Source organism: Bradyrhizobium septentrionale (assembly GCF_011516645.4).
In the GTDB taxonomy this organism is placed as follows: Bacteria; Pseudomonadota; Alphaproteobacteria; order Rhizobiales; family Xanthobacteraceae; genus Bradyrhizobium; species Bradyrhizobium septentrionale.
In genome coordinates, this window is the sequence record NZ_CP088285.1 from 6,164,093 (window position 1) to 6,186,994 (window position 22,902).

Consider the following 22,902-nt stretch of genomic DNA (forward strand, 5'->3'; position numbering starts at 1 on the left):
TTGCGCGGAGATCATGCTCAACAAGAATAGTCCCTTCCAGTTGAAAGTGCCGATCTGAATGGATCGCCTCGTCGCCCTTGCCGTCAATCGCCGCTACTTGATGGTGGCCATGTTCGTCGCCGTCTTCATCGGCGGCCTGCTTGCGTTCAAGCAGCTCAACATCGAGGCCTATCCCGATCCGACCCCGCCGATGGTCGACATTGTGACGCAGAGCCCGGGCCTCTCGGCCGAGGAGATCGAGCGCTACATCACGATCCCGATCGAGACCCAGGTCGCCGGCATCAAGAACCTCAAGACCATCCGCACCATCTCGCTGTACGGTCTCTCCGACGTCAAGCTGCAGTTCTCCTTCGACTACACCTATGACGAGGCGCTGCAGCAGGTGCTCAACCGCCTCTCGCAGCTCGCGCCGCTGCCGGGCAATGTGCTGCCGGGCATCTCGCCGCTCAGCCCGATCGGCGAAATCTTCCGCTACCGGCTGAAGGGGCCGCCGAACTACAGCGTGCTCGACCTCAAGACGCTGCAGGACTGGGTGCTGCAGCGCCGCTTCCGCGCGGTGCCCGGCGTGATCGACGTCACCGGCTGGGGCGGCAAGACCAAGACCTACGAGATCCAGGTCGACTTCAACAAGCTGGTCGCCAACGGCCTGACGCTGCCGCAGGTCTTGCAGGCGGTTTCCAACGCCAACATCAATGTCGGCGGCAACACCGTGAACATCGGCTCGCAATCGGCCGTGGTGCGCGGCGTCGGCTTGATCCGCTCGATCGACGACCTCGCCAACACCATGGTCTCGCAGTCCGGCGGCAACCCGGTGCTGGTCCGCGACATCGCCCATGTCACGATCGGCGAGAAGCCGCGGCTCGGTATCGCCGGCCTCGACAATGACGACGACATCGTGCAGGGCATCGTGCTGATGCGGCGTGGCGAGCAGAGCTCGCCGACCATCACCCGCGTCGAGCAACTCGTCCACGAGATCAACCATTCCTCGATCCTGCCGCCGGGCGTCAAGATCGAGCGCATCTACGACCGCAAGGACCTGATCGAGCTCACCACCCACACCGTGCTGCACAACATGGTGGTTGGCATCCTCCTGATCGTGCTGCTGCAGTGGATCTTCCTCGGCGATCTGCGCAGCGCGCTGATCGTCGGCGCAACGATCCCGTTCGCGCTGTTCTTTGCCGTGATCATCCTGGTGCTGCGCGGCGAGTCCGCCAATCTGCTGTCGGTCGGCGCGATCGATTTCGGCCTGATCGTCGACGCCACCGTGATCATGGTGGAGGCGATCTTCCGCCGGTTGTCGCAGACCACGGCGCTGTCGGAAGCCGAGCAGGCGCACATCTCCGAAGACACGGTGATGGGGATGAAGAGCCACGCAATCCTGTCGGCGGGGGCCGACGTGTCGCGCTCGATCTTCTTTGCCGCCGCGATCATCATCGCCGCGTTCCTGCCGCTGTTCACGCTGAGCGGCGTCGAGGGCAACATCTTCGGCCCGATGGCGCGCACCTATGCCTACGCGCTGGCCGGCGGACTCTTGGCGACCTTCACGGTAACTCCGGCGCTGAGCGCGATCATCCTGCCGGCGCATATCCACGAGACCGAGACGTGGATCGTCAAGAAGCTCGACGCGATCTACCTGCCGGTCTTGAACTGGGCGATCGCCAACCGCAAGATGGTGATGGCCGGTGCGGCCGGCCTCGTGGTCATGACCATCATCTTCGCGCGCTTCCTCGGCCTCGAATTCCTGCCCAAGCTGGAAGAGGGCAATCTGTGGATCCGCGCCACGCTGCCGCCGACGATCTCGCTGCAGGAAGGCAACGCCTACGTCAACGAGATGCGGAAACTGATCAGCAGCCGTCCCGAGGTGGTGGCGGTGGTGTCGCAGCACGGCCGTCCCGACGACGGCACCGACGCGGCCGGCCTGTTCAACGCCGAATTCTTCGCGCCGCTGAAGCCGGCCGGCGAATGGCCCGGCACCCACGACAAGGACGTGCTCACCGCGCAATTGCTGACGCAGCTGCAGGAGAAGTTCCCGGGCGTCGAATTCAACTTCTCGCAATATCTGCAGGACAACGTCTCGGAAGCGGTGTCCGGCGTGAAGGGTGAGAACTCGATCAAGCTCTACGGCAACGATCTGCAGGCGCTGACCGACACCGCCAACAAAATCAAGTCGGTGCTGTCGACCGTGCAGGGCGTCACCGACCTTGCGGTGTTCACCTCGCTCGGGCAGCCGACGATCCAGATCGACGTCGATCGGGCGCGTGCCGCGCGCTATGGCCTGTCGCCGGGCGACATCAACGCCACGATCAGGGTCGCGGTCGGCGGCGACAGCGCCGGCGACCTCTATGAGCCCGGCAGCGACCGGCACTTCCCGATCATCGTCCGGCTTGCGCCGGAATATCGCAAGAGCGCGGAGGCGATCCAGAACTTAAGGATCGGGGTGGCGAACGCCAATGGCGGCATCACCCAGATCCCGCTCAGCGAGGTTGCCTCGATCAAGCTGATCTCGGGCGCGGCCTATATCTACCGCGAGCAGCAGGAGCGCTATCTGCCGATCAAGTTCTCGGTGCGCGAGCGCGACCTCGGCAGCGCGATCCGGGAGGCGCAGCAGAAGATCGAGGAGCAGGTGCAGCTGCCGCCGGGTTCGCGTGTCGAGTGGGTCGGCGAGTTCGGCAATCTGCAGGATGCGATCAGGCGGCTGTCGATCGTGGTGCCGATCAGCCTGGCGCTGATCGCGGTGCTGCTCTTCTTCAACTTCGGCTCGATGGTCGACACCCTGCTGGCCATGAGCGTGATCCCGATGGCGATCTTCGGCGGCGTGCTCGGGCTTCTGATCTCGGGGATTCCGTTCAGCGTGTCGGCGGCGATCGGCTTCATCGCGCTGTTCGGCATCGCCGTGATGGACGGCATCATCATCCTGTCGCAGTTCAACCAGCTGATCGACGAAGGCTATGACCGGATGCGCGCGGTGATCCGCACCGGCGAGTTGCAGCTGCGTCCGGTGCTGATGACCTGCGTGGTGGCAGGCGTCGGCCTGCTGCCGGCGGCGGTGTCGGAGGGCATCGGCTCCCAGGTGCAGAAGCCGCTCGCCATCGTCGTCGTCACCGGCATGATGCTGGCGCCGCTCGTCATCCTGATCACGCTGCCGGTGCTGATCTCCTATTTCTCGCGCCGGCCGAAGGACAACGTCAGGTGAAGCCGTAGAGCCGTGCCGGATTGTCGACCAGGATGGTCTTGCGGACCGCGGCGTCCGGCGCCCAGACCGGCAGCTGGTTGAGGAGGCGGCCGTCGTCGATCTGGTACAGCGGCGTCACGTCGGTGACCTTCTTGCCTTGCGGCGTCACCGAATCCGGGTGCGGCCAGTCGGTGCCCCAGACGATGCGCTCGGCATTGGCCGCGATCAGCGCCTGCGCCAATGGCGTGGCGTCGGCATAGTCCGGCGCGAGCTTGGAGGCGCGGTAGGCGCCGGAAATCTTGACATAGGCCTTGCCCAACTTGACGAGCTCGAGCAGGTCGGCAAATCCCGGCTGGCCGGTGCCGAGCGCGGCCTCGGCGCCGCCGAAATGGTCGAACACGACCGGCACCGGAGCTGTCGCGACCAGGTCCTTGATCGCGGTGATCATGGGAAGGCTGGTGAACAGCTGCACGTGCCAGCCGCGTGCCTTCATACGCTCGATCGCGGCCGTGAAGCGCTGCCGGCCCACATTGGGGTCGTTGACGCCGCCGGTCGCGAGGTTGAGGCGGATGCCGCGGAAGCCGGCCTTGTGCATGGCGTCGAGATCGCCCTCGCTGGTCTTGTCGTCGATCACGGCGATGCCGCGCGCCGTCGGCCCGCGAGCCGTCATGCCGAACAGCGACGACGAATTGTCGGGGCCGTAGACGCTCGGCGTCACAATCACCACGCGCTCGATATGCAGCGCCTTGTGCAGCGCGCTCATCTCCCCCGGCGAGGCCGGCTCCGGCGTATAGACGCGGCCGGCGAAGAACGGGAACTTGTCGGGATCGCCATGGATGTGGGTGTGGCAGTCGCACGCACCGGCAGGCACGTCGAAGTTCACCGGGGTGGATGGTTGCGTTGGCTTGGAAAAAGCGTTGCTGCTGGTCATGGTCACTCCGGCTGCGATGGAAGCCAGCATCATATCGCGTCGCGTCAGCATTGGACGTCTCCCTGCGTGCTCGGCTGTTATGCGCGTGAACCGCGCGCCGGCATTATCGGTTGCCGGCGGGGGCGGAGGTTATCGGCGGAGAGCGCGGGCGGGAAGGGCCGGTTCGATGTGCGAACGGTTCCGCAACGCCTATTGTCCCGACGGCGTGCGCAGGCCGTGCCAGGCGTCTCGGACCTGATGGTAGTGCACCTCGGGCAGATAGTCCGGCGTCTTGAGATTGAGCGTCTTGACGTCGAGCCGTCCGGTCGCGCTGAGCAGTGTGTAGGAGGCGATCACGCGGTCGCGCTGCGCGCCGATCAGGCGTGCCCGTGCCGTGATCAAATCCTGCTGGGCGTTGAGCACGTCGACGGTGGTGCGCTGGCCGCCGGCGGCTTCCTTCTGCACGCCGGCCAGCGCAACTTCCGCAGCCTTCACCTCGGACTCGGAGGCCGACACGGCGATCTTGGCGCCTTCGTTGGCGACCCACGCGCTGACCACGGCGGTCTTGGCCTGATTGCGGACCTGATCCAGCACGAGCCGGCTCTGCGCCGCCACTTCCTTGGCCTGCCGGGTCTGCGAGGCCGCGGTGCCGCCGTCGTAGATCGGCTGCGTGAGCTGGCCGATCACCGAGGCTTGATCGGTGCCGAAGGTGCCGAGCGTGGGATCGCTGTCGCGGCTGCGGCTGACGCTGCCCTGCACGTTCACGTTCGGCATCAGGCTGCTCTCGGCGACGCGGATCGAGGTCGAGGCAACGTCGACGTCAAAGCCGGCCGCGGTCACGGCGGGGTGTTCGCGCAGCGCAAGCGCGATCGAATCCTCGCGGCTGCGCGGCAACAGCCGGTCGATGGTCTCGGCGGGACGCAATTGGGAGGGCGGATTGCCGACCACCTGCGCATAGGTGGCCTGGCTGATCGCGAAGTTGACCTCGGCGGCGTTGAGATCGGCGAGGCCCCGGTTGAGCCGGGCCTCTGCCTGGGCCGTATCGGTCGGCGTGACGTCGCCGGCATTGAGGCGGCGCTGCGTGATCGCCTGGGTCTCCTTCAGGAAGTTCACGTTGGCGCGCTGCGCCTCGACCAGCGTCTGGTTGGCCAGCACGTTGGTATAGGCGGTGACGGCGTCGAGCAGCACGCCCTGGCCGACATTGCGCAGGGCCTCGCGGCCGGACTGCACCTGCAGTTCGGCGACGCGGACGCTGTTGGCGGTCTTGAAGCCGTTGAACAGGGTCTGGGTCACCGTGACCCCGATCTGCCACGGCTTCAGCGTCGCGGTCTGGATGACGTTGCCCGGCAGCTGGTCGCGCACCGCCTGAAGGCCGACCGAGAGGCCGGCGATGATCTGCGGGCGGTAGGCGGCCAGCGCCTGCGGCACGTTCTCGTCGGTGGCGCGCTGCCGCGCCCGCTCGGCATTGAGCTGCGGATTGGTCTGATACGCCTTGACCAGGGCTTCGGGCAGGCTCTCGGCGCGGGCAGCGGTATCAGCCAGCAGCGCACATGCCAGGGCGCCGAGGCCGATGCCCGACAAAAGCACGCGCCTCGCTACATCGCCAACCCTCGCGGCACGCTCAACCATGTGATCCCGCAAACCAAAACCCCGGCAGTCCGTCTCCGCCGACGCCGCCGACACATCTACCTGTTTAGGGGGCCGTGCCGCCACAGGCAAACCGCCACGCGACATCTGCACATCATTTCAGTTCTTGTCTGTTGCCGGTTCGTCACAGGCGAACGTGTCAGGCATATGAAGTATAAGTTCGAACGATCCGCCGCCGATTCAGCGGCGCTGGTTATCCACTGTCCGCTCCGGGTTCATTGCTGATGCCAAAATTCTTCTCCGACCCCGAGGCGATCGCGGAGCACATCGTTCGTGACGTCGGAACCGAGCTGGTGGTCGGGCTGCCGCTCGCCCTCGGCAAGGCCAACCACATCGTCAACGCGCTGTACGCGCGCGCGGTGGCCGACCGCTCCATCAGTCTGACGCTGTTCTCCGCGCTGACGCTGGAAAAGCCGAAGCCGAAGAGCCTGCTCGAACGGCGCTTTATCGGCCCGGTGATCGATCGCCTGTTCGGCGGTTATCCGGATCTCGCCTATGCGGAGGCGCTGCATCGTGGCGCGCTGCCGCCCAACATCAAGGTGATCGAGTTCTTCTTCCTCGCGGGGCAGTGGCTGCATCAGCCGTTCGCCCAGCAGCACTACATTTCCGCCAACTACACCCATGCGGCGTCATACCTGCTGTCGCGCGGATTGAATGTCGTTCCCCAGCTCGTCGCCAAGCGCGTGGTCGACGGCGTGCCGCGCTACAGTTTGAGCTGCAACACTGACACGACGCTCGATGTGCTGCGGGCGCGCGCGCAGGGGCGGGCGTCGTTCAAGCTGATCGGCCAGGTCAATTCCGAGCTGCCGTTCATGCCCGGGCCGGGCGATTTGCCGGCCGATGAATTCGCCGCGGTGCTCGACAGTCCCGACACCGATTTCCCGCTGTTCGCGCCGCCGTCCGAGCCGATCAGCGACACCAAATACGCGATCGGTTTGCATGCTGCCGGTCTGGTCCGCGACGGCGGCACGCTGCAGATCGGGATCGGGCAAGTCGGTGATGCGCTGGCGCAGGGGCTCGTGGTCCGCCATCGCGACAACGCCCAATTCCACGGCATCATGCAGCGCCTTGCGCCCGGTCGCGCACAGCTCGGCGCGGCCGAGACCGCGCCGTTCGAGAAGGGCCTCTATGGTGTCAGCGAGATGCTGTTCGAGGCGTTCCTTGGGCTGATCGACGCCGGCATCCTCAAGCGCGACATTGGCGGCGTGATCCTGCACGGCGCATTCTTCCTGGGCCCGCAATCGTTCTACCGGGCGCTGCGCGAGATGCCACCGGAGCAATTGGCGCGTATCCAGATGATGCCGGTGTCCTTCACCAACGAGATCTTCGGCGACGAGGACGGCAAGCGCCGCGCCCGCGTCGATGCGCGCTTCGTCAACAACGCGATGATGGCGACGCTTCTCGGCGCTGCGATCTCGGATGGTCTGGAGAACGGCCAGGTTGTCAGCGGCGTCGGTGGCCAGTACAACTTCGTCGCGCAGGCATTCGCACTGGAAGGCGCACGTTCCGTGCTGGCGCTGGAGGCGACCCGCCAGTCCGGCAAACAAGCGCAGTCGAACATCCGCTGGTCCTACGGCCACGAAACCATTCCGCGCCACCTGCGCGACATCTTCGTCACCGAATATGGGGTCGCTGACGTCAGAGGGATGGCCGACGCCGATGTCATTGCAGCGATGCTGCAGGTGGCGGATTCCCGCTTCCAAGGCGAGCTGATGCGGCAGGCCATGGATGCCGGCAAGCTGCCGCGCAATCACGAGATCCCGGCCGCGCATCGCGAAAACTATCCCGAGCGGATCAGCGACGCGCTGAAGCCCGCGCGCGACGCTGGGCTTCTGCCGTCATTCCCGTTCGGCAGCGATTTCACCGACGTCGAGCAGCGGCTGATTCCGGCTTTGCAGATATTGCAGCAGGCGCAGCGCACGCCGCTGCAACTCGCGGGCCTGCTGTGGCAGGGCATGCGGCATCCGCCCGATGCTGCCGGCCGCGAATGCCTGGCGCGGCTCGGTCTCGACAAGCCGACGCATTTTGCCGAGCGCGCCTATCGCGCGCTCGTCACCGCAGCATTGCAACGGAGCCGGGCAAGCTAGAGCACGATGAGATCATCGTGCTCTAGCTGATTGTCTGAGCATGATCTTGTTCGGAAAACCGCTTCGCACTTTTCCGGATCATGCTTTAGCGGTTCTTGTTGACCGGCTTGCGCTTCTCGATGAAGGCCGCCATGCCCTCGGAACGATCCTCGAGCGCGAAGGTCGAGTGAAACAGGTTGCGCTCGACATTCATGCCTTCCGCGAGCGGCGTCTCGAACGCGCGGTTGATGGCTTCCTTGGCCATCGCGACGGCCGGACGCGACATCGAGGCGATCTTCTCCGCTGCGGCGAGCGCCTCTTCCATCAGCTTGTCGGCCGGAACGATCCGCGACACGAGGCCCGAGCGCTCGGCTTCCGCGGCATCCATCATCCGCCCGGTGAGGCAGAGATCCATCGCCTTCGACTTGCCGATCGCGCGGGTCAGGCGCTGCGTCCCGCCGATACCGGGAATGGTGCCGAGGGTGATTTCCGGCTGGCCGAACTTGGCGGTGTCGGCGGCGATGATGATGTCGCACATCATCGCTAGTTCGCAGCCGCCGCCCAGCGCATAGCCTGCGACCGCCGCAATAGTCGGCTTGCGGCAACGGGCCACGCGGTCGCCGCCGATCGCGGTGAAGTCGCTGTTGAACATGTCGATGAAGCCCTTCGGTTGCATCTCCTTGATGTCGGCGCCGGCCGCGAAGGCCTTCTCGCTGCCGGTGATCAGGATGCAGCCGATCTTGTCGTCGGCCTCGAGATCGTCGACCGCCGCGGCGATCTCGCGGAACACGCCGAACGACAGCGCATTCAACATTTTCGGCCGGTTCAGGGTGATGACGCCGACCGGTCCCTTGCTTTCGACGATGATGAATTCGAACGTAGCCATAGACGCAAACCCCGTGCTGATTTGGCGGGCAATGTGCCCGCTGGCGGGATGCGCTTCAAGTGGCTGAAACGAGGCACCGGGCCGCGGTGCGGCGCACCCCGCGCCGCAGCCGCAAGGACCCTGGCTAGGCCATGAACATGCGCGCGGCGGAGGCCACCGTGAGCAGGGCGCCGAAGCCGATGAAGATCTTCCCGATCAGCGACGTCTGGTCCAGGCTCGAGCTGTCGCTGCTCGCCAATACCGGGGCCGGCTTGGGTGCAGCTACGGCGACAGCCGACGGCTGCGCCGGGGGCGCCTCCTGCTGGGCGGTCTGCGGTTGAGCCTGCGGCTGTTCCGCCGGCTGCTCCTGCTGCAGGGCCCGGTCGACATCGTTGAGCTGGTCGGACGCCACGACATTGTCAGGCTGCGCGTCGGCGGGCTTGTCGGCCGCGGCAATCAACGCGTTGGCCTTCACTGTCGTCGCGGCCGCGTTGTCGTCGCCCGAGGTCAGCTCTGCGTTGGCGTTGGCGACCGTGGCAGGCATGCCTGCCGAGGTGACGCTGCCGGCGTCGTTACCGGCGGCCTTCTTGCTCTCGGATTTGTCAGCCGACTTGGAAGTTTGGTGACGCGCATGGCGCCGGCCATGCCGCGAACTCTGCTGCGCGGACGTGTCGGTCGTCGCGGTGTCGGATTTCGCCGCCGATGCATCCGAACCGGCCGCATACGCCGGCAGCGGACCGGCAAGGCCCACGAAAAGCCCGGCAAACCCTGTCGCGAGCATCAAGGCCAAGCGCCCGCTGGCTTTGATCTTCATTTTGATGATCTCCCCATATCGCCCGCCCGAGGCGAAAAAAGACCCCGCTGCGTGTCCACACCGGGGCAGAAAAAGGGAATCTTCGGGCTTCCGGGGGCAAAAGCTGGGCAATTTCGTCCCAGTGCGTGATCGACGGCAGCAGCACCGATGCTTGTCGAAGCGATCAATGTTATGAGCCGTGACGTCTGGAAACCCGCCGGAGCGATTCTTTGGAGCTGATCCTCGGCGCGGTCTTGTCGGAGGATGATGATCACGAACTCGTGATCTCTTGGCTTGCCGTGTAACGAACTGAAAGATCGGCCGAATTGCAATTCAGGAGCCTGCGTGCGCGAACGTGAGGATGAATGGACCGACCTGATGCGGTCGGCCATTTCGGGCGATGACGCGGCGTATCATCGCCTGCTCAAGGCCATCACGCCGGTACTCCGTGCCGCGACGCGCCGTGGCTTGGCGCGCGCGGGACAACCGGTCGATCAGTCCGAGGACATCGTGCAGGACATCTTGCTGGCGGTACATTTGAAGCGGCAGACCTGGGACACGAACGCGCCCTTCGCGCCGTGGCTGTTCGCGATCGCGCGCAACAAGCTGATCGACGCACTGCGCCGCCGCGGCAGGCGCATCTTCGTCAATATCGACGATTTCGCCGAGACGCTGCCGGGGGAAACGCCGGAGCCGACGGCGTCGCCGAGCGAGGTGACCGCCCAGCTGCAGGCGTTGCCGGCACGGCAGCGCGACGTGCTGCAGTCGATTGCGGTCGACAGTGCGTCGATCAAGGATACCGCGGCGAAGTTCTCGATGAGCGAGGGCGCGGTGCGGGTCGCGCTGCATCGCGGGCTTGCGAGCCTGACCGCGAAATTACGGGACCGATGAGCATGGATACGGATCAACTCATTCGAACCCTTGCCGCCGACAATGCCTATCGTGCGCGGCCGGTCGGTCTTGCGCTGATGCTGGCGCTGCTGGCGGCGGCGCCGGTTTCGCTCCTGATCTTCTTCGCCGAGCTCGGCGCGCGGCCCGACGTGATGACCGCAATGCATAATCCGTTCTTCGACCTGAAGTTCGCGGTCACGCTGGCGCTCGCCGCCTCGGCGATTGCGGTCAGCCTGCATCTGTCACGGCCGGAAGCCTCGCTGCGCGGCTTCGGCTGGTGGCTGCTGATCCCGGCCGGCATCCTCGTTGCTGCGATCAGTGGCGAGATGATGATGCCGCAGCGTACGCCGATGATGACGCGGCTGATCGGCAAGAACTCGATGGCGTGCATGACTGCGATCCCGGCGATGTCGCTGCCGCTGTTGGTCGGCGCGCTGTACGGGCTGCGGCAGGGCGCCCCGGCGCGGCCCGCGGTCGCCGGCGCAATCGCAGGCCTGCTCTCGGCCGGACTGGCGGCGACGATCTATGCGTCGCATTGCACCGATGACTCGCCGCTGTTCGTCGCCACCTGGTACACGCTGGCGACCGCGATCGTCGCGAGCGTCGGCGCCCTGATGGGACAGCGGGCGCTTAGGTATTGACCCGATTGTAGCCCGGATGGAGCGGAGCGAAATCCGGGAGTCTCCACGCGGCTAATGGATCCCGGATTGCGCTGCGCTCCATCCGGGCTACGGCGGATCAGGCCGAGATATCACGCCGCGGGCGCCGACTGCTGCATGCGATGGAAGCGGAGCACCTGCTGCGCGGTGGATGGCCGCAGCCGCTCGTAGGTGTCCTTGCAGGCCTGCAGGTCGGTCGGCTCGCCGCCCGAGATTTCGTCGCGCAGATCGATGATCGCCCGCACCGTCGACCATGACAGGCTCGAGACCTTGGCCAGGATCATCACGCCCTCGGCGCGGGTTTCGATCATCATGTTCTCGGCGACGCTGACCGAGACATTGGCGAGCGCAGCAAGCGAGGCGTTGGTTTCGTCGAACTTGCCGGCCTCGGCGAAGGCTGCGAGCTGGAATTCGTCGAGCCGGCCGTCCTGATAAAGCGACTTGACCAGCGCATGCGCGATCGCGGTGTCGGGCGTCACGGCTGCCGACGCCGAGCGCGCGCGTCGCGTGGCTTCCTTCACCGCGATCGGAATCTCCTTGGCCTGCTGCGGGATGGCAGCTTCGAGCCGCTGCCTGACCGCGTCCGAGGCCTTGGCGACCAGCTTGAGATAGAGATGCCGCGGGATGTTCGGGCGCAGGCCGACGCAGGTCGACAGATTGTCGTCGCCCTCGGCGCGGCTGATCAGGCGGGTGAAGCCGCGCTCGGTGAATTCGGCGCCCGGATTGTTGACCGCGCTCTGGATCACCTCGTCATTGCCGCGCAGCACCAGCACATCGGTGACGGCGCCGCTCAGCGACTTGCGGTTGGAGATCGCGAGCAGATGCGCCTGGCTCTTGCTGCGCGCGGTCTCGATCAGGGTGTCGTCGTCGAGCCGCGGCGACAGCGTCAGCACCGGGCCGGCGACCTCGATCAGGTCGTCGAACGCCAGGGTGCGGATGGTCTGCGGCGGTGCGGTGTCGATCGGGGCGAGGCGGTTGGCGAGCAGCGCCTTGGCCGAGTTCTCGATGTGCTCGAGCAGGCATTGGAAGACGTCGTCGAACAGCACGACCTGCTCGTCCGAATAGTTCACCGAGCCGTTGATGAAGAGGTCGGTGACGCGACGCAGCGTCTCGACACGGCGGGCGACGGTGCCGTGGGCGAGGGTTGTCTGCAGCTCATCGAGCAGACTTTCGGGGGCGGTCGCGGGCTTCGAACTCATGACTCTGTCCTGGAGCGGTGGCGCCGGCTTCTCCGGCGCCGAATAGGAAAATGAAAGGGTTCAGGCGCTGGCGATGCGGTTGCGTCCCCGGGCCTTGGCTGCGTAAAGCGCGCCATCGGCGCGGGCGAGTAATGTGTCGGAGTTTTCGCGCGGCTTCAGCGTCGTGACGCCGGCGGAGATCGTCACCTGCATGCCCGGCGAGAACGCGCTCCAGTCGAGATCGGCGATGATCTTGCGCAGCCGTTCGAGCGCGCGCATCGCCTGATCCTGCGACAGGTCGGGCAGCACGAGCAGGAATTCCTCGCCGCCGTAGCGGCCGAAGCGATCGATGCTGCGGAGATTGGCGAACATGCCGATGGCGAAGGTGCGCAGCGCCTCGTCGCCGATCGGATGGCCGTAGACGTCGTTGATCCGCTTGAAATGGTCGAGGTCGATCAGCGCGACCGCGCAGGAGCTGCCGTTGCGGGCGCAGCGCGCGATCTCCTCTTCGAGCGTGCGCATGATGCTGCGGCGATTGGAGGTGCCGGTCAGTTCATCAAGCTCGGCGAGCTCCTCGATGCGGCGGTAGGCCTCCTTCAGCTTCAGTCCGCTCTGATACAGCGATTGCTGCATCGAGCTGGAGAAGATGCCGAGATACATGCAGCGCCCGATCGTCAGCGCGAACACCAGCATGGTGGCGAGGCGGTCGATCCGGGTGCCGGTCGGCATCCCGATCGCCTTGTCGGTTCCGAGGAAGAGTGCGGCGAGGCCCAGCACCATGATGGTCCAGACGATCGCGGTCTGCCGTGCCGAGGTGCGCAGCGCGCCGAAGCCGAACACCACGAACAGGTTGCAGAGGAACAGCACGCCGACTTCCGGCGCGATGTAGGTGAACACCAGCAGGTTCACCATGATGATCGCCGATTGCGGCGCGACCAGATAGTGATCGCGGAAGCGCTCGTGAAAGCCGCGCTCCGACAGCAGCACATAGACGGCGACCAGGGAGAGGCCGGTCAGCGCGTAGCTGGTCGCGACCAGAACCGACGTGGTGCCGGCATGCGCGTAGATCAGCAGCACTACGGCATCGAGCACGAAGCAGGCGGCGATCATCGATTGGATCTGGCGGCGCTGCCTGGCGCGGCGCGCCAGACGGTCGACCGTCAGCCTGGGACGGCCGCTTTCCGATGCGCCCGCGATCGGGCCGGGAAGTGACGACGCAGCGCTGCCCATGGTCTCGCCGTTGGTGAAATCCGGCGAAAATCTAAGTGGGAAAGCCTTTAGGTTTGGTATCTTTGGGAACCGAATCTGCTCCGGTGAAATGCGGGCATCACCCTTGTTTCGTAAGGGGAATCCGTGTCCCGAGGCCGGCCGCGAGCGATCCTGCGGAGGGCCGGTGCCGGTGGTGACGTCGCGAGGGCGCTGGCTTGCCGGCAAAGCCTTGATATGGTCGCGCCGGACGGTGGGCGTCCGCGAGAGAATTAAGTATAATGGTACCGCTTGTCGAATCTCCGGCGATTATTCCTCATTTGAGTCGCCGACTGTGTCATAGATCACACATGCGGTCTGGACATTGCCGTATTGTGAAGAATCTTGCCTCTCGCGTCGAACCACGCACCTTCCCCCTCAGACCAACTTTGCGAGACGGCCATTGAGCGCGACACAGGCGGCTTCAGACGAGGTTCTGATCGCTCGGATCGCTCAAGGCGACCGGCTCGCCATGCAGGTGCTGTACGGACGGCATCATGTCAGGGTGTACCGCTTCGGGCTTCGGCTCGTGCGGGACGAACAGGTGGCGGAGGACCTCATCAGCGAGGTCTTCCTGGACGTGTGGCGTCAGGCGGGCAAATTCGAGGGACGATCCGCCGTTTCGACCTGGCTGTTGGCGATTACCCGGTTCAAGGCTTTGTCTTCGCTGCGGCGGAGGAAAGACGCCGAACTGGACGATGAGGCCGCGAACGCGATCGAGGACACGTCCGACGATCCGGAAACGGTAGTGCAGAAGAAGGACACCGGCGATACGCTGCGCAAATGCTTGAGGGGGCTATCGGCGGAACACCGGGAGATCGTCGATCTTGTCTACTATCACGAGAAATCCGTGGAAGATGTCGCTGAGATCGTGGGGATTCCGGAGAATACCGTGAAGACGCGCCTGTTCTATGCGCGCAAGAAACTTGCCGAGTTGCTGAAGGCAGCCGGTGTCGAGCGAGGTTGGCCATGATGGCTGCGAGCAAGAAGATGCTGGGTCAAGAACCCGATGATGTCGAGATGCTGCTGCCCTGGCACGCGGCCGGCACGCTGAACGCGCGCGATGCGCGTCGCGTCGAGGACGCGCTGGCGTCCGATCCGGAGCTGGCGCGGCAGTATGCCGTCATCCGCGAGGAATATGCCGAGACCATCGGCCTCAACGAGAGCCTCGGTGCGCCCTCGGCGCGCGCCATGCAGAAGCTGTTTGCCGCGATCGATGCCGAGCCGGAGCGCAAGCCGTCGATGGGGGCGCGGATGTCGTCCGGGGTCTCCGAGTTCTTCGCAAAATTGTCGCCGCGGACGCTGGCCTGGTCGTCCAGCCTTGGTGCGGTCGTGGTGTTGCTGCAGGCAGGCGTGATCGGCGCAGTGCTGATGCGCGACCAGCCGGCTTCGATCCAGACCGCGTCGCTGGATGTCGCTGAACGCAGCGCGCCGGCGAGTGCGTCCAGTGCGGCGGCACCGATCACCCGTGATCTCGGCGCCGGCGTCGCGGCAGCGCCGACGCGGCTCCTGGTGCGCTTTGCGCCCGACGCCAGGATCGCCGACATCTCGACGCTGCTCGAGAATTACCAGGCCTCGATCGTCGACGGTAAGGGCGGCATGTTCCGCCTGCAATTCCGTGCAATGGACAAGAGCGGCGTCGCCGCACTGATTGCCCGTTTGCAGAAAGAGAAGATCGTCAGCCTCGCGGTCGAAACGCCGTAGCCGGCGTCGGGCCGCTCTGCGCCTGGTTGATCTCGCCACGACCGCTGACGGCGGGACGTCGCCATCACCGCCGACGACTGGACCAGGGCGCTTCGTTGCAGCACCCGTGGACAAACCGCCGCAGCCCTCCCAGACAGCTGATCGCAATAACACTTCCGTGAGCCGCGCGTTGCATGAACCCGCGCCTTCGATCGCAGCGATGATTCCGCTGTAAATCACAGTGATTTTCGGCGTCGAAGGCTGGCAATGGTGCGATGGAACCACGTCGCCAAAGGTTAAAAAAAACGCCGAGGATTTGAACGTCCGCCATCCTGTCACGACTTATATGTGTGGGAGCGGTTTATCCCTCCCCGGCTATATCAGGCGCGAGCGCCCATCCACCCCAAGCGCCCATATGGCTTTGACCCGTCCGGTTGTCCCCCCGGACGGGTCTTTGCTTTTGGGGCACCCCTGCATCAAGGGCTCGCCGAACGCGGCCGATCATTCAACGGCGCGCAGCGTGGTCGCGAGGCGATGGCTGCCGCGGGCGAGCGCATGCGACGGATTGCTGTGGATCATTCGGCTGCGCGGTGTGCGGACGCGCTTCGCATCACCACGATGCAAGTCGATGACTTGACGGGGGTTCGCGCGAGGAACTCCGTAGTCGAGCGGACTTCTCTCATCGCCCGTTCGCGATTAAGAATTTAGTTAGACTTTATTTACCTTTTCCACAGAATATCAGCGTCGCGTCCAGTTGATTCGGTTCGGTTGCGTCTGCGTCCGTTTCTTTCCCTGCGGGCAAGTTGAATGACACATCGGACCGACGTGGCCAGGGGCCAGCAGATCGTTGCACGCTGGTGCAACCTGGCCGAGCAAAGGCTGGAACACCTTACCGAACTGTTCGAAACCGGACGTTGGCGCCGCTATCACAGCGAGCAGGCCTTCCTTGAGAACATCAGGGAAGCACGGGCCGCGGTCGAGATCTGGCGGGAATTGCTGTCGCGCGAGGCCTCGCTCGACAATTCGCCGATCGATCTGTCCTGGCTCGGTCGCGGCAAGTCCACATTGCCACCGCCTTACATCTCGTCGGCGCCCTACGTCTCGCCCGCACCGGAGCGCCGGTCGGACGCTGCGACATTGGCGGAGGCCGCGATGAATGCGGTCGCGGCCGCGCTGGAGACGGCGACGGAAGTCCTGGAGGAGCCGCCCACCGTGGCCGACGCGCCGCCGCTGGAGATGCCGCCGCCGGTGATGCGGCCGCCGGTGCTCGACCTCGACACCATCCAGCGACGCTATCCCTTGCTGCGCAACGCGCTGTAGACGAACGGCCGGCCAATTCGCTCGAAACGCCCTAGCGCCGCACCGCGTTCGCGCCGACCACCAGCTGTGCATATTGCTGGGCGCCACCTACTGACAGGTCGGTGGTGACGGGGTGGGCGTGGTCGAGCCCGACCACCGCGCCGCGCGGGGTTTCCGAGATCATGTTGTTGTTGATCAGCGCGGTGCCGGCGCCCGGCACCACCGAGACGCCGATGCCGACAAAGGCGTTGCGAACGACATTGCCTGAAATCGCGACGTCGCGCAGATATTTGCCCCAGCCGGCGACGATGCCGAAGGTCGGCGCGTTCTCGATCACATTGCCGGTGACGGCGCTGTCGGCCTCGACATAGATGCCGATGCCGGCGCCATCGTTGGGGTCGGTGCCGACAGGGCGCTTCGGCAGCAGGTTGCGGATGATGTTGCCCTGGACCACTGCGATGCGGCCGCCCTCGTTGAAATTGCACACGGAGACGCCGATCGCGGCGCCGTCGACCGTATTGTTGGCGATCACCGCGGCCTCGAACGCGAACTCCGAGTAGAGCGCGACCTCGCGGACATTGCTGACGCTGTTGTCCGTGATGTGGATGTTGGAGGCGGAGTTGCCGCGCACCGCCGAGAAGTCGCAGTTCCTGATGCGGTTGCCGCGCACGATCACGTTGCCGGCGCGGAACGCGTTGATGGCGTTGCCGTACTGTCCGGAACCGCCGGGGCCGGCCTTGATGTCCTCGATCCGGTTGTCGGCGACGATCGAGCCGTCATCGCCGATCGCGCTGCGTAAGATCTCGATGCCGTTGTCGTTGGTGCCCTTGATGGTGTTGCGCGCGACCATCAGGCCGAGCGCGTCGAACGACACCAGCGCCGTGGTCGCGATGTCGGTGAAGATGTTGTTGCTGACATCGCCCGACATCTGCTCGAACCAGATGCCGCTGCCGCCGCTGCCGATGAACTGGCAATCGGTGATGCGGATGTCGCGGCCGGACAGGCAATGCACGAGGCCGCGCCGCGTCGGCAGCGGAACGTTGCCGCCGTCGAAGCTGAGACCCATCAGCACGATGCCGCCGGCGCCTTCGCCTTCCAGCAGCGAGGCGCCGCCGTTGAACACCAGGCGGCTGGCGCCGCGCACGCCGATCAGTTGGCTGCCGGGCGCAAGGCGGAGGAGGCCGGTGCGGTAGATTCCGGGCGGGAACGCGAGCGGCACCTGTGCGCGCGCCGCATCATCGATCGCGCGTTGCAGATTGCGGGTCTGGTCGTCGGGACTGCCGGGGCGGACGCCATATTGCGTGACGTCGCGGCCGAGCGAGCCCGCCGAGGCGGCCGCGCGCGCAGCGTCCGGCGACATCGCAAGCGCACCGGCTGCGCCGGCGGCGGAGGCTCCGATCAGATGGCGGCGGCTGACGTCCATGGTGCATGCCCTCGCAAGAAGACGCGAGCGGTGGCGTTCGCGCCTGTTAGGTAACGCGAAATGCGGCGCCGCATGGTGAACACGCCGCCGCAGCGGAGCGATTGTTGCCGGTAGGGTTAACCCCCGGTGCAGCCGTTTCACATTGTCAAACAGCGATTTCACGGTGTCATCACCCGCCACGGTGTCATCACCCGCGCATGCGGGTGATCCAGTATTCCAGAGACGCCAGCGATTGAATCGAGGGGCCGCGGCGTACTGGATCGCCCGGTCGAGCCGGGCGATGACAAACGTAGTGGGGACGCAGCTTCGCGTTCTCGCGACATAATCTGCCCGAGCTTTGCTCTTCGTTCCGCCCTCGCTCTTGTAGAGGGCGCAGGGAAAGCCGGGTGCCGATCGCACCCATGGGCCCCGAGCAAAAGGTAGAAAGCTCGGGGGTAGGACCACAGGTGTAACCGGGAAAAACCCGGCTTCCCCTGCGCGATGGGCTACGGCTTATACGTGCTCTCCCCGGCGAGACTAGGCTTGCTTGTCACCGCCTTCGCAAAACGCTTTCGCATCTTGCGACGAGACACCGGCCACTAGGGCGTCAGGACCACACGACTTCGCCGTCCGCCTCACGCGCACTCGTCAGTTGCGCGTTCGGCGTCCACCGCATCCCGCCGCACGTTCGTGACGATCGCGATACGCCCCTCATGCCGGGCGGGACGGGGATTCATACGCGTGAGTTGGGGTGTCTGTCAAGATAATTTCTGAGAATCGGAAGATGCTCGCGACACGCCAAAAAGGTCAGGCATGTGCTGATAGGGCGCAGATGCCGGCTGTCGGGGGCTGCGTCCCATTGATCGGGAATTAGCCGAGATAGATTGCAGAGTGCCGCGACGGGCGGCTACCTCATGGTGATACGGTGGCCATGGTCGTCATCGAACGACAAAGCGTTGCAGGCACCGCGGATCCGTTGGAGTTCGGCTTGCATATATTCAACGTGTTCAGGGCGGGCAACAGGGCCGACCTCATAGTGATCAACGCAACTTCCCGCGCCAACCCCCGGATTATTATAATTCTGACCGCTCGGGCCTGCGTTGTTGGCGGCCTCGATCGCGGCCAGCTCGGTAGCTGCAGAGATACCTGCCGGCGTCGCGCGCCAGCCGTGCATCGATGCCGCTACGCAAAACTTCATGCTTGAGCGGGACATTGCTGGTTTTGACCTGTGCCGGAAATTTCGTGCCTCTTGATCTGGATCAAGGCCGGGAAACGATGCGCGGAATTGGCTCTTGGTGTCGGTAATCTCATTTGGGAGGCATGCATGATGCGTTTGGCTGCGGGTGCGCTTTTCGTTGGCGGGTTGTTGGCGGTGTCGCCATCGCCAGTTGGCGCTCAAACGTCGATCACCGAACAAGAGGCGCGCGCGATCGGCGTCGATGCTTATCTTTATTTTTATCCGCTGATTTCGATGGACGTTACACGGAAGGTGGCCACGAATGTGGAAGCCGGCAAGATACCCGGCTTCGGACCGGCCAACATGTTTCACAACTTCACGGCCTATCCGGCCGCTGACTTCAAGGCCGTGGTTCGGCCGAACTTCGACACGCTCTACTCCACCGCCTTTCTCGACCTGACAACAGAGCCGCTGATCGTGTCGGTGCCCGATACCAACGGTCGGTATTATCTGCTGCCGATGCTCGACATGTGGACTGACGTCTTCGCTTCACCCGGTTGGCGAACGACCGGCACTCAGGCGGGCAACTTTCTCATCGCGCCGCCTGGCTGGAGCGGAAGCCCTCCCTCGGGAGTAACGCGCATCAACGCGCCGACGCCCTATGTGTGGATCATTGGACGAACCAAAACGGACGGTCCGCCGGACTATGACGCGGTTCACAAGATTCAGGCTGGCTACAAGATCACCCCGCTGTCGGACTGGGGCAAGCCGGCGAAGCCGGTGGAGGCGAAGATCAATCCGGCCGTCGACATGAAAACATCCCCGAAGGTTCAGGTCGATACCATGCCTGCAGACAAGTTCTTCGCGTACGCCGCTGAGCTTCTCAAGGTCAACCCGCCTCACATGACCGATCAGCCTATCATCGCCCGGTTGAAGAAGATCGGCATCGAGCCCGGCAAGAGCTTTGAGCTGGATAAGGCGGACCCGGCCATTCGCAGCGCTCTGGCGAATGCTCCGGAGGAGGCGCAGAAGCTCATCGCGTGGAAGTTGCCAACCCTTGCCCGGGTCGTGAACGGCTGGTCGATGAACACCGACACCATGGGCGTGTATGGCAACTATTACTTGAAGCGTGCCCTGATCGCGCAATTCGGCCTCGGCGCGAACGTCCCTGAAGATGCCGTCTACCCGGCCAATCTGGCCGATGAATCCGGCAAGCCGCTCGATGGTTCAAACAAATACGTGCTTCACTTTGAGAAAGGCAACACGCCTCCGGCGAACGCTTTCTGGTCGATCACCCTCTACGACAACGATGGTTTCCAGGTGGCGAACCCGCTCAACCGATTCGCCGTCAGCAGTTGGATGCCATTTAAATACAACTCAGATGGGTCGCTCGATCTGTACTTCCAAAACGAAAGCCCCGGCAAGGATAAGGAAGCCAACTGGCTCCCGGCGCCGAAAGGCGCGTTCAACCTGACCATGCGCATCTATGCTCCGAGATCAGAAGCTCTCACCGGAAAATGGAATCCGCCGCCGATCACGCAGGCGCTTCCAGGCTTGGCCGCCCAATAAGGTCGGTGAACGACCACGGGGGCGGCATGGTCAACATCGCCAACCCGGCCGGTGCACGCAGCTCCGGCTGCCCTCAGGCGTGCCCGCTGCGGCGTACACACGGGCCGTGCGTCAATTTGAGCGGAAAGCCAATGCACTGAAGGCGATCATGGGGCCCCAATGATTTCCGACACGCCGTCCGTCGAGCAACTTTCGCAAGTGATTGTTCACGTCACTGCGCCTTCTTTCCTGCTGGGCGCGGTTGCTGCTTTCATCTCAGTGCTCATCTCCCGCATGAACCGCGTCGTCGACAGAATACAAGTCCTGAATGACATAACCGATGGTGACGGTGTCAGGGTGCGTCTTAAGGCGGACATTCCGCGGCTGAAGCGCCGTGCGGACCTGTTGAACACGGCAATCCTGTTTGCCGGGGTGACGGCCATAGTCACTTGTTTGCTCGTTATTGTCGCGTTCGTGAGCGCGTACTACAGATTTCAGCATGAATACGGAGTTGCGATTTTATTCGTCGTTGCTCTCGCAGCGTTTATCCTCTCGCTAATAAATCTTGTTCGCGAAACGAGGATTTCGTTGCACGAGTACGATCTCTATAAATAGTCGCCGTTGAACTGGCGGCGGGAGCGCTTGACACCGATGTCTCGCCGACGCTGCTCGCCCGCACCGCTCACGCGCGCGCGGCCTGCCGGGTCAGTTTCACCAGCTCCAGCAGCATGGCTTCGCCGGCATCGACGAGCTGTTCCAGCGTGATCTCTGATTTGCCTGATGCGGCCGTTCCGTCATAAGCGAGCGGCGGGACATGGACGAATTGCGCGAGGCGCAAGTCATTGTCTCGGCTCACGGCCTCGATCGCACGCCAACTCAGATAGTTGCAGAGATAGCTGCCGGCGTCGCGCGACAGCCGTGCATCGATGCCCGTCGCCAGCGCGGCACGCAGCAGCTTTTCGCTGTGCGGCCCGAACATTTGCGCATCGGCGCCGCCCTCGATCGATCCCTTGCGCGCATGCTGGCGGCTGGCGTCGGGAAAGCGCGTGGTCACCGCGTTGCGGGCGCGGCTTTCGATCCGCAGATGCCAGGTACGGCCGGCGAGGCCGAACATCAGCAGCGCCTGCGGGCGATGCGTTGCGATCAGCTCCGGCAATTCGCGATCGACGGCAGCATAAGTGACGTCGAAGATGTGGCTGGTCAGCGCGACATCGTCGAACGCCGGCCGGCGCAGCGTGGTCAGCCGCTTGACCAGCGGCATGGTCGGGTTGAACGGCGCACCCGGGAACGGCCCGAAGCCGGTGATGAGGATGCGCAGCTTCTCGCTCAATGCAGCATCTCCGCGATCTGTTCGGCGGCGACCGCGGGCGAGATGCGGCCGCCGGCGACCTCGGCCTCCATCTTCTTCACCTTGGCGCGGATCGCGGCATCCGCGCGCAGCCGCACCATCATCCGGCCCTCCAGCATCGACCACATCCACTTCACCTGCTGCTCGCGGCGGCGGGCCTCGAATTCGCCGGAGGCGTTCATCGCGGTGCGGTGGTCGAGGATCTTCTGCCAGAGCCGGTCGAGCCCTGCGCCGGTCAGCGCGGAATAGGTCTCGACCGGCGGATGCCAGTGTTCGGAGCGCGGCGCCAGGATGTGCAACGCGCTGCGATAGTCGGCGGCGGCGAGGTTTGCGCGCTTGAGGTTGTCGCCATCGGCCTTGTTGATCGCGATCATGTCGGCGAGCTCGACCAGGCCCTTCTTGATGCCCTGCAGCTCGTCGCCGGCACCCGGCAGCATCAGCGCCAGGAAGAAATCGGTCATGTCGCAGACCGCGGTCTCGGACTGGCCGATGCCGACGGTCTCGACCAGCACGACGTCGAAGCCGGCGGCCTCGCACAACAGCATCGCCTCGCGGGTTTTCGCCGCGACGCCGCCGAGCGTGCCCGAGGACGGCGAGGGACGGATGAAGGCCTGGTCGGAAATGGCGAGCCGCGCCATCCGGGTCTTGTCGCCGAGGATCGAGCCGCCGGTGCGCGCCGAGGAGGGATCGACCGCCAGCACCGCGACCTTGTGGCCGCGTTCGATCAGGAACATGCCGAGCGCATCGATGGTGGTCGACTTGCCGACGCCGGGCGAGCCGGTGATGCCGACCCGCACCGCCTTGCCGGTGTCGGGCAGCAGCGCCTGCACCAGCTCGCGCGCCGCCGCCTGGTGGTCACCGCGCCGGCTCTCGACCAGTGTGATCGCCCGCGCCAGCGCGGCGCGGTGGCCGGCGCGAAGGTCCTTTGCGAGGGCGCGGATGTCGGGGGAGGCAGGCTTCGACGCGGTCATGGCACTGGTTTACAACGGCCGGCGATTGCAGGCGAGGGGAACGCGGAT

The 22,902-nt window shown here is 64.8% G+C and carries 18 protein-coding genes; 9 read left to right on the forward strand and 9 right to left on the reverse strand.

From position 1 onward, the window contains the following. Positions 1 to 58 precede the first annotated feature (58 nt). The gene (locus tag HAP48_RS31090) at positions 59 to 3,193 is read left to right on the forward strand and encodes an efflux RND transporter permease subunit (protein WP_166203735.1); all 3,135 of its coding nucleotides are present in this window, start codon (positions 59 to 61) and stop codon (positions 3,191 to 3,193) included. On the opposite strand, the gene HAP48_RS31095 is transcribed toward HAP48_RS31090, so the two are convergent. Together HAP48_RS31095 and HAP48_RS31100 are read right to left on the reverse strand one after the other, a co-directional pair. After that, entirely contained in the window at positions 3,186 to 4,154 is a 969-nt protein-coding gene (locus tag HAP48_RS31095; protein ID WP_166203736.1) for an amidohydrolase family protein, read from the reverse strand. The genes HAP48_RS31090 and HAP48_RS31095 overlap by 8 nt on opposite strands. A gap of 138 nt (positions 4,155 to 4,292) precedes the next feature. Further along, on the reverse strand, positions 4,293 to 5,711 hold the full coding sequence (locus tag HAP48_RS31100) for a TolC family outer membrane protein (protein ID WP_175612241.1): 1,419 nt from the start codon (positions 5,709 to 5,711) through the stop codon (positions 4,293 to 4,295). Positions 5,712 to 5,953: 242 nt separating this feature from the next. Between HAP48_RS31100 and HAP48_RS31105 the strand changes: the two genes are divergently transcribed. Further along, positions 5,954 to 7,816 (forward strand): acetyl-CoA hydrolase/transferase C-terminal domain-containing protein, encoded by a 1,863-nt coding sequence (locus tag HAP48_RS31105; protein WP_166203738.1) that lies wholly within the window; start codon positions 5,954 to 5,956, stop codon positions 7,814 to 7,816. A gap of 85 nt (positions 7,817 to 7,901) precedes the next feature. Here the strand turns inward: HAP48_RS31105 and HAP48_RS31110 are convergent, their stop codons facing one another. Continuing rightward, a complete protein-coding gene (locus HAP48_RS31110; RefSeq protein ID WP_166203739.1) occupies positions 7,902 to 8,681 on the reverse strand; it encodes an enoyl-CoA hydratase in 780 nt (259 codons plus the stop codon). Between the two features lie 124 nt (positions 8,682 to 8,805). Continuing rightward, the gene (locus HAP48_RS31115; RefSeq protein WP_224496686.1) at positions 8,806 to 9,474 is read right to left on the reverse strand and encodes a hypothetical protein; all 669 of its coding nucleotides are present in this window, start codon (positions 9,472 to 9,474) and stop codon (positions 8,806 to 8,808) included. A 324-nt stretch (positions 9,475 to 9,798) separates the two neighbouring features. Between HAP48_RS31115 and HAP48_RS31120 the strand changes: the two genes are divergently transcribed. Further along, the gene (locus tag HAP48_RS31120; RefSeq protein WP_029082095.1) at positions 9,799 to 10,344 is read left to right on the forward strand and encodes a sigma-70 family RNA polymerase sigma factor; all 546 of its coding nucleotides are present in this window, start codon (positions 9,799 to 9,801) and stop codon (positions 10,342 to 10,344) included. Positions 10,345 to 10,346: 2 nt separating this feature from the next. After that, positions 10,347 to 10,985, forward strand: a complete 639-nt coding sequence (locus tag HAP48_RS31125) for an NrsF family protein (RefSeq protein ID WP_166203740.1) — start codon at positions 10,347 to 10,349, stop codon at positions 10,983 to 10,985. Between the two features lie 110 nt (positions 10,986 to 11,095). On the opposite strand, the gene HAP48_RS31130 is transcribed toward HAP48_RS31125, so the two are convergent. Then, complete coding sequence (locus HAP48_RS31130) at positions 11,096 to 12,202, reverse strand: DUF2336 domain-containing protein (RefSeq protein WP_166203741.1); 1,107 nt, start codon at positions 12,200 to 12,202, stop codon at positions 11,096 to 11,098. 60 nt (positions 12,203 to 12,262) lie between these two features. After that, positions 12,263 to 13,411 carry a GGDEF domain-containing protein gene (locus HAP48_RS31135; RefSeq protein WP_166203742.1) on the reverse strand — a complete coding sequence of 383 codons (1,149 nt, stop codon included), beginning with the start codon at positions 13,409 to 13,411 and terminating at the stop codon, positions 12,263 to 12,265. 418 nt (positions 13,412 to 13,829) lie between these two features. Between HAP48_RS31135 and HAP48_RS31140 the strand changes: the two genes are divergently transcribed. The 3 genes from HAP48_RS31140 (at position 13,830) to HAP48_RS31150 (ending at position 16,429) form a co-directional block, all read left to right on the forward strand. Beyond that, a complete protein-coding gene (locus tag HAP48_RS31140) occupies positions 13,830 to 14,399 on the forward strand; it encodes a sigma-70 family RNA polymerase sigma factor (protein WP_029082091.1) in 570 nt (189 codons plus the stop codon). Then, positions 14,396 to 15,130, forward strand: coding sequence for a hypothetical protein (locus HAP48_RS31145; protein WP_166203743.1), 735 nt, complete (start codon positions 14,396 to 14,398; stop codon positions 15,128 to 15,130). Before HAP48_RS31140 ends, HAP48_RS31145 begins: the two co-directional genes overlap by 4 nt. A gap of 786 nt (positions 15,131 to 15,916) precedes the next feature. Continuing rightward, a complete protein-coding gene (locus HAP48_RS31150; RefSeq protein WP_166203744.1) occupies positions 15,917 to 16,429 on the forward strand; it encodes a TIGR03809 family protein in 513 nt (170 codons plus the stop codon). 31 nt (positions 16,430 to 16,460) lie between these two features. Here HAP48_RS31150 and HAP48_RS31155 read toward each other — a convergent pair whose 3' ends face one another. Beyond that, positions 16,461 to 17,831, reverse strand: a complete 1,371-nt coding sequence (locus tag HAP48_RS31155; protein ID WP_166203745.1) for a TIGR03808 family TAT-translocated repetitive protein — start codon at positions 17,829 to 17,831, stop codon at positions 16,461 to 16,463. Positions 17,832 to 19,134: 1,303 nt separating this feature from the next. Between HAP48_RS31155 and HAP48_RS31160 the strand changes: the two genes are divergently transcribed. Together HAP48_RS31160 and HAP48_RS31165 are read left to right on the forward strand one after the other, a co-directional pair. Next, on the forward strand, positions 19,135 to 20,556 hold the full coding sequence (locus HAP48_RS31160) for a DUF1254 domain-containing protein (RefSeq protein WP_166203746.1): 1,422 nt from the start codon (positions 19,135 to 19,137) through the stop codon (positions 20,554 to 20,556). Between the two features lie 159 nt (positions 20,557 to 20,715). Further along, positions 20,716 to 21,150 carry a DUF2721 domain-containing protein gene (locus HAP48_RS31165; RefSeq protein ID WP_166203747.1) on the forward strand — a complete coding sequence of 145 codons (435 nt, stop codon included), beginning with the start codon at positions 20,716 to 20,718 and terminating at the stop codon, positions 21,148 to 21,150. Positions 21,151 to 21,217: 67 nt separating this feature from the next. Here the strand turns inward: HAP48_RS31165 and HAP48_RS31170 are convergent, their stop codons facing one another. Next, positions 21,218 to 21,865 (reverse strand): pyroglutamyl-peptidase I, encoded by a 648-nt coding sequence (locus HAP48_RS31170; RefSeq protein WP_166203748.1) that lies wholly within the window; start codon positions 21,863 to 21,865, stop codon positions 21,218 to 21,220. Then, positions 21,862 to 22,854 carry a methylmalonyl Co-A mutase-associated GTPase MeaB gene (gene meaB / locus HAP48_RS31175; protein WP_166203749.1) on the reverse strand — a complete coding sequence of 331 codons (993 nt, stop codon included), beginning with the start codon at positions 22,852 to 22,854 and terminating at the stop codon, positions 21,862 to 21,864. Before meaB ends, HAP48_RS31170 begins: the two co-directional genes overlap by 4 nt. Positions 22,855 to 22,902: the final 48 nt, after the last annotated feature.